Annotated in this window: 2 protein-coding genes; both read right to left on the bottom strand. The window is 73.7% G+C overall.

Annotated features, from left to right (window positions below; all coding sequences use genetic code 11):
- The coding region (locus ACH4ZX_RS39925) for an SDR family NAD(P)-dependent oxidoreductase (protein ID WP_398283794.1) at nt 1–7,013 on the bottom strand (7,013 nt) is incomplete at its 3' end.
- A gap of 95 nt (nt 7,014–7,108) precedes the next feature.
- On the bottom strand, nt 7,109–7,981 hold an 873-nt coding region (locus ACH4ZX_RS39920), incomplete at its 5' end, for a phosphopantetheine-binding protein (protein WP_398283792.1).

Below are 7,981 nucleotides of genomic sequence, written 5' to 3'. Positions count from 1 at the left end.
TCGAACGCCGCCGCGAACACCGGAAACGCCTCATACAACTCCCGCCCCATCCCCGCCCGCTGCGCCCCCTGCCCCGAGAACAACAACGCCACCCGACCACCACGCACCACACCCTCAACCACACCCACCGCCGGCACACCCCCCGCCAGCGCATCCAACCCAGCACGGAACCCCTCCACATCCCGCGCCAACACCACACCCCGCTGCTCCAACGCAGCCCGCGACCGCACCAAAGCAGCCCCCACCGCAGCAGGCTCCGTCGCCTGACCGGCGTACTCGCGCAGCCGTCGCGCCTGGTCCCGCAGTGCCTGGACGCCACGCCCCGACACCACCCACGGCACCAGACCGGAGACCTCACCCGGGGAGCCGCCGTCCTGTGCCGGCGCCGACGACGACTCCTCCGGGACCTGCTCCACGATGACGTGGGCGTTGGTCCCGCTGGCTCCGAAGGAGGAGACACCCGCCCGCCGCGGGCGCCCCGTCTGCGGCCACGGCACCGCCTCCGTCAGCAGATCCACCGCGCCCGCCGACCAGTCCACATGCGGCGACGGCTCCTCCGCGTGCAACGTCCGCGGCAGCACACCGTGCCGCATCGCCATCACCATCTTGATCACACCCGCCACACCGGCGGCAGCCTGCGCGTGGCCCAGGTTGGATTTGATGGACCCCAGCCACAGCGGCCGGTCCTCGGCGCGATCCTGCCCGTACGTCGCGAGCAGGGCCTGCGCCTCGATGGGATCGCCGAGGGTGGTGCCGGTGCCGTGCGCCTCCACGGTGTCGACGTCCGCCGGGCTCAGTCGTGCCGCTGCCAGGGCCTGCTGGATGACGCGCTGCTGGGAGGGGCCGTTCGGGGCGGTGAGGCCGTTGCTGGCGCCGTCCTGGTTGACGGCGGAACCCCGTACGACGGCGAGCACCTGATGGCCGTTGCGGCGGGCGTCCGACAGGCGCTCCAGGAGCAGTACGCCCACGCCCTCCGACCAGCCGGTGCCGTCCGCCGAGGCGGAGAAGGACTTGCAGCGGCCGTCCGGGGACAGTCCCCGCTGCTTGCTGAACTCGACGAAGACGCCGGGTGTGGCCATGACGGTGACGCCGCCGGCCAGGGCGAGGGAGCACTCGCCCTGCCGCAGGGCCTGTGCGGCGAGGTGCAGGGCGACCAGCGAGGAGGAGCAGGCGGTGTCGACGGTGACGGCCGGGCCCTCCAGGCCGAAGGTGTAGGCGACGCGGCCGGAGACGACGCTGCCGGAGGTGCCGGTGAGCAGGTAGCCCTCGACGCTGTCGGCGGCGTGCTCCACGTGGGTGGCGTAGTCGTGGTACATGACCCCGGCGAAGACACCTGTGTCGCTGCCCTTGAGGGAGAGGGGGTCGAGCCCGGCGCGTTCGAAGGCCTCCCAGGAGGTCTCCAGCAGGAGCCGCTGCTGGGGGTCCATGGTGACGGCTTCGCGGCGGGAGATGCCGAACAGGTCGGGGTCGAAGTCGGCGGCGTCGCGGAGGAAGCCGCCGGAGCGGGTGTACGAGCTGCCGGGGCGCTGTCCTTCGGGGTCGTAGAGGGTGTCGAGGTCCCAGCCTCGGTCGTCGGGGAACTCGGCGACGGCGTCGCGGCCGTCCGCGACCAGGTGCCACAGGTCTTCGGGGGAGGTGATTCCGCCGGGGTAGCGGCAGGCCATGCCGACGATGGCGATCGGTTCGTCGGCGGGCGTGGCGCGGGCCGCCGTGCGAGCGGCCGGGGTCGCCTGCGTGCCGGTGCCGACCAGGCCGGTGAGGAGGTACCGGGCGAGGGTGTCGGGTGTGGGGTGGTCGAAGACCAGGGTGGCGGGGAGCTTCAGGCCGGTGAGGGCGGTGAGGCGGTTGCGGAGCTCGACCGCGGTCAGGGAGTCGAAGCCCAGCTCCTTGAAAGCCTTGTCGGGCTCGACGGCGGTGCCGTCGGCGTGGCCGAGGACGGCCGCGACGGTGTCGCGTACGGCGTCGAGGGCGAGGCGTTCGCGCTCCGGCTCGGCGAGGCCGGCCAGCCGCTGGGCGAGCGCCGAGGTGTCGCCGTCGGCGGCGCTCCCGGCGGTACGGCGTGCGGGGGTGCGGACGAATCCGCTGAGCAGGTCGGGCAGGAGTCCCGCGGCAGCCCGCGCACGCAAGGTGGCGAGGTCCAGGCGGACCGGTACGAGCAGGGCGTCACCGGAAGCGGTGGCCGCGTCCAGGGCCGCGAGGCCCTGTGCCGCGGTGAGCGGCAGGACGCCGGCCCGTGCCGCCGTTTCGGAGTCTCCGCCGTCGAGGTGGGCCAGCATGCCGCTGGACTGCTCCCACAGTCCCCAGGCCAGGGACAGCGCGGGCAGTCCCTGGTCGTGCCGTTGTTCGGCGAGGGCGTCGAGGAAGGCGTTGGCGGCGGCGTAGTTGCCCTGTCCCGGGTTGCCGAACACGCCTGCCGCGGAGGAGAAGAGGACGAAGGCGTCGAGGTCGGCGTCGCGGGTCAGCTCGTGCAGATGCCAGGCCGCGTCCGCCTTCGGCCGCATCACCGCATCCAGCCGCTCCGCGCTCAGCGACCCCACCAGACCGTCGTCCAGCACACCCGCACAATGCACAACCCCGCACAACGGGCCCGGCAACGACCCCAACAACGCCGCCACCGCCTCCCGCTCCGCCACATCACACGCCACGACCTCCACCGACTCCGCACCCAACGCACGGATCTCCGCCACGAGTTCAGCCGCACCCGGAGCCTCCGCACCCCGCCGACTCGTCAGCACCAGACGCTTCACACCGTGCTCACCCGCCAGATGCCGCGCCACCAGCGCACCCAGCGCCCCCGTCCCACCAGTGACCAGAACCGTCCCGTCGCCCCAGTCGACGGTGCCGGTGCCGGGTTCGGCGCGGACCAGTCTGGGAACGGTCGGGGTGCCGTCCCGCAGGGCGAGGTGGGGGACGCCGACGGCGACGGCGCGGTCGAGGGCCGCGTGGGAGGCCTGGGTGCCGTCGAGGTCGACGATCTGGATGCGGTCGGGGTTCTCGGACTGCGCCGAGCGCACCAGCCCCCACATGGCGGCCTGGACCGGGTCGGGCGCGCTGTCGGTGTCCCGGGCGCGGACGGCCCCCGAGGTGGTCAGGATCAGCTGTGAGGCGGCGAGCCGTTCGTCGGCGAGCCACGTGGTGAGCAGGTTCAGCAGGTCGGCGGTGGCCGTCCGGGCGCGGTGCGCGAGGTCGGCGGCGGAGTCCGGGGCGTGAGGGGTGACGACGACGCGGGCGGGTGCGTCGGCGCCGTCGTCCAGGGCCGCGATCAGTGCGGCCAGGTCGGGGAAGCGCTCGCCGCCGAGTTCGACCCGGTCGCCGTCGGCCGCCGTATCCGGCAGTGCGGCGTCGGTCCAGGCCACACGGTACAGGGGCGCCGTGCCCGGCCCGGTGAGGTGGTCGGCGGTCACCGGCATCAGGCCGAGCGCGTCGACGGTGCCCACGGGGCGGCCGGCCGGGTCGGCCAGGTGGAGGGTCAGCGTGCCGGAGTCCGCCGTGTCGATCCGGACGCGCAGCGCGGTGGCGCCGGTGGCGTGCAGGGACACCCCGCTCCACTCGAAGGGCAGCCGCACGCCGTCGACGGATCCGCCGAGCAGAGCGGCGTGCAGGGCGGCGTCGAGCAGCGCCGGATGGATCCCGAACTCGGCAGCCGTTTCGGCCTGTTCGGCGGTCAGGGCCACCTCGGCCCAGATGGTCGCCCCCTGCTGCCAGGCGGCCTTCAGCCCCTGGAACGCGGGCCCGTGGGCATATCCGGTCTGCGCCGCCTTCTCATAGAACCCGTCCAGCTCCACAGGCTCGGCACCCGGCGGCGGCCACTCCGTCAGCTCCTCCCCCGCACCGGCCGCGGTACGCGAGACGGACCCGGTCGCATGCCGCGTCCACGGCGCGTCGGCGTCGTCCGCGGGGTGGGAGTGGACGGTGACCGTCCTGTCGCCGTCCTCGGCGGGTGCGCCCACGACCACCTGGAGCTGGAGCGCACCGCTCGCGGGCAGCAGCAGCGGCGCCTCCAGAGTGAGTTCGCGCAGCAGACCGCATCCGGCCTCGTCCCCGGCCCGTACGGCGAGTTCGACGAACGCGGCCCCGGGCAGCAGCACGGTCTCCCCCACGGCGTGGTCGGCGAGCCAAGGGTGGCTCTGCAGCGACAGCCGTCCGGTGAGCACGTACTGGTCCTCGTCCGCGACCCGCACCGCGGCCCCGAGCAGCGGATGCCCCGCCTCGGCGAGCCCCGCGGCCGCCACCTGGGCGTCACCGGCGGACTGCTCGGCCCAGAAGCGCCGGCGCTGGAAGGCGTACGTGGGCAGGTCCACCCGCGCGGCGTCGTGCCCGGCGAGCAGCGCCTGCCAGTCGACCTTGGCGCCGTGGACCCAGGCCTCGGCGAGGGAGGCCAGGAAGCGCTGCGGGCCGCCCTCGTCACGGCGCAGGGTGCCGACAGTCACCGCGGTCGCCCCGGAGGCGTCGATGCTCTCCTGCACGCCGATCGTCAGCACCGGGTGCGCACTGGACTCGACGAACAGACCATGCCCGCGAGCCAACAGCCCCTCCACGGCCTCCTGGAAACGGACCGTCGTGCGCAGGTTCGTGTACCAGTACTCGGCGTCCAGCTCCGCGCCGTCCACGAAAGCACCGGTGACAGTGGAGAAGAACGGCACCTGCGCGGTGCGCGGCCGGATGCCGTCCAGCAGGCCGATCACCTCCTCCCGGATCAGCTCGACCTGCGGACCGTGCGAGGCGTAGTCCACGTTGATACGCCGGGCGCGCACACCGTCCGCCTCGCAGGCCGCCATCAGCTCCTCCAGCGCCTCGGGCTCCCCCGAAACGACCGTGGACTGCGGGCCGTTGACCGAAGCCAGAGCCAACCGGTCACCGAAAGAAGCGATCCGCTCCCGCACGGCGTCCGCAGTGTCCGCCACCGACACCATCCCGCCCTTACCCGCCAAAGCGATCAGCGCACGGGCACGCAGCGCGGACACCTTCGCCGCGTCCTCCAGACTCAGCACACCGGCAACGGCGGCGGCAGCGATCTCCCCCTGCGAGTGACCCACCACCGCGGCAGGCTCCACCCCCACCGACCGCCACAACTCCGCCAACGACACCATCACCGACCACAACACCGGCTGCACCACATCCACCCGGTCAAACCCAGGCGCGCCCTCGACACCCCGCAACACATCCAGCAGCGACCAGCCCACGAACCCCGACAGCGCCCGCGCACACTCCTCCAGCCGCGCCGCGAACACCGGCGAAGCCTCATACAGCTCCACCGCCATCCCCGCCCACTGCGACCCCTGACCCGGAAACACGAACACCGTGTCGCCCTCGATGCCCGCGGTCCCCTGGATGGCGTGGGGTGTGGTCTCGGCGGCGGTCAGGCGGTCGATGGCGTCGAGGCGTGCACTGGTGTCGGCGGTGATGATCACGGCTCGGTGGGTGAGGGCAGCGCGGGTGGTGGCCAGGGAGAGGGCCGTGTCGGCGGGCCGGGGCGCGTCGGCGGCGGCGAAGGTGCGCATCCGGGCGGCCTGGCCGCGCAGGGCGTCGGCGCTGTGGGCGGCGATCGGCCACGGGACGGGCGTGCCGGGTGCCAGTGGTAGGGCGGCCGGGGCCGGCCGGGGTTCGGGCCGGGCGAGGGGTGCGGCCTCTTCGAGGACGAGGTGGGCGTTGGTGCCGCTGATGCCGAAGGCGGAGACGGCGGCGCGGCGGGGCCGGTCGTCGTCGGACGCGGCGGACCAGTCGCGGGCCTCGGTGAGGAGTTCCACCGCGCCCGCCTGCCAGTCGACGTGCGGGGTGGGGGCGTCGACGTGGAGGGTCTTGGGCAGGGTGCGGTGGCGGAGGGCCATGGTCATCTTGATGACGCCGGCGATGCCCGCGGCGGCCGCGGTGTGGCCGATGTTCGACTTCAGGGAGCCGAGCCACAGGGGCCGGCCGGCGGGGCGGTCCTGGCCGTAGGTGGCGATGACGGCCTGGGCTTCGATGGGGTCGCCGAGGGTGGTGCCGGTGCCGTGCGCCTCGACGGCGTCGATGTCGCGCGGGCGCAGCCGGGCGTTGGCGAGGGCGGCGCGGATGACGCGCTGCTGGGAGGGGCCGTTGGGGGCGGCGAGGCCGTTGGAGGCGCCGTCCTGGTTGACGGCGGAGCCGCGGACGACGGCCAGGACGCGGTGGCCGTTGCGGAGGGCGTCGGAGAGCTTCTCCAGGACGATGACGCCGACGCCCTCGCCCCAGCCGGTGCCGTCGGCGGCGGCGGCGAAGGCCTTGCAGCGGCCGTCGGGCGACAGTCCGCGCTGCCGGCTGAACTCGACGAAGAGTCCGGGTACGGACATGACGCTGACGCCGCCCGCGAGGGCCATGGTGCACTCTCCCTGCCGCAGGGCCTGGCAGGCCCAGTGCAGGGCGACGAGGGAGGAGGAGCAGGCGGTGTCGACGGTGACGGCCGGGCCCTCGAAGCCGTAGTGGTAGGCGAGGCGGCCGGAGACGACGCTGCCGGAGGTGCCGGTCAGGGAGTAGCCCTCGGCGCCGGTCTGGGAGTTGTGGCCGCCGACGATGTAGGCGGGGGTGGCGGCGCCGACGTAGACGCCGGTGCGGGTGCCCTTGAGGGAGAGCGGGTCGAGCCCGGAGGCCTCCAGGGCCTCCCAGGAGGTTTCCAGCAGGAGCCGCTGCTGCGGGTCCATGGCCAGGGCCTCGCGCGGCGAGATGCCGAAGAGCCCGGGGTCGAAGTCCGGGGCGTCGTGGAGGAATCCGCCGGAGCGGGTGTAGGTGGTGCCGGGGTGGTCGGGGTCGGGGTGGTAGAGCTCGTCCAGGTCCCAGCCGCGGTCGGTGGGGAAGCCGGAGATCGCGTCGCGGCCCTGCGCCACCAGTTCCCACAGGTCCTCGGGCGAGCGGACGCCGCCAGGGTAGCGGCACGCCATGCCGACGAGAGCGATCGGTTCGCTGCCCCTGTTCTCGGCCTCGGCGAGCCGCTGCCGGGTCTCGTGGAGTTCGGCTGCGACCCGCTTGAGGGATTCGACGAGCTTGTCCTCGTTCGCCATTGCGGCGCGTCCTTCCCTGGCTTTCCCGGCGTTCCTGGGATTCCTGGCTTCTTTTCCTGGCATTGCTGGGGGTGGGTCGTGCGCTGGGCGACGGGTCAGTTCACGCCGAGTTCGTTCTGGATGAAGTCGAGGACTTCTTCGGCGGAGGCGGACTGGAGGCGGTCGGCGACCCGGTCCCCGTCCTCCGCCGGTTCGCCGTGCTGCGGGGTGGCCGCCGACTGCCAGCGCCGCAGCATCTCCTCGAGGCGGGCGGCGATCTGGTCGTGTCCGGGGCCGTGCGGGTCGGCGGCCAGGACGGCGGACTCGAAGCGGTCGAGTTCGGCGAGCAGGTCCCCGCTGGGCGCCGGCTGCTCCGCGGGGGTCAGTTCGGCCAGCAGATAAGCGGCGAGTGCGCCGACCGTCGGGTAGTCGAAGATCAGCGTGGGGGGCAGGCGCAGCCCGGCGGCGGTGGTGAGCCGGTTGCGGAGTTCGACGGCGGTCAGCGAGTCGAAGCCCAGTTCCTTGAAGCTGCGCTCGGAGCCGATCGCGCCGGGTGTGCCGTGGCCGAGGACCACGGCGACGTTCGAGCGCACGAGGTCGAGCAGGGCGTGCCGGCGCTCGGCCTCGGGGAGCGCGGCCAGACGTTGCGCCGGCGGCACCCCGTCCCCGTCCGTCGCGGCCGTCCGGGCGTCCGTGGTCGCGGCGCGTCGTGCGGTGGTGCGGACGAGTCCCTTGAGCACGGCGGGCAGGGCGCTGCCGCGGGCCTTCTCGCGCAGGGCGGACAGGTCGAGACGCGCGGTGGCGAGGAGCGGTTCGTCCTGCCGGAGGGCGTCGTCGAAGAGGGCGAGGCCTTCTTCGTTGCTCATCGGCAGGAACCCGGACCGTCCGAGCCGCGCGAGGTCGGTGGCGTCGAGGGTGCCGGTCATACCACTGGACTCGGCCCACTGCCCCCACGCCAACGACACCGCCGGCAACCCCCGATGCCGCCG

It is taken from the genome of Streptomyces sp. NPDC020490 (assembly GCF_044335305.1).
GTDB lineage: Bacteria > Actinomycetota > Actinomycetes > Streptomycetales > Streptomycetaceae > Streptomyces.
The sequence above is the reverse complement of the archived record's forward strand: the minus strand, read 5'-3'. Positions and strand labels throughout refer to the sequence as shown.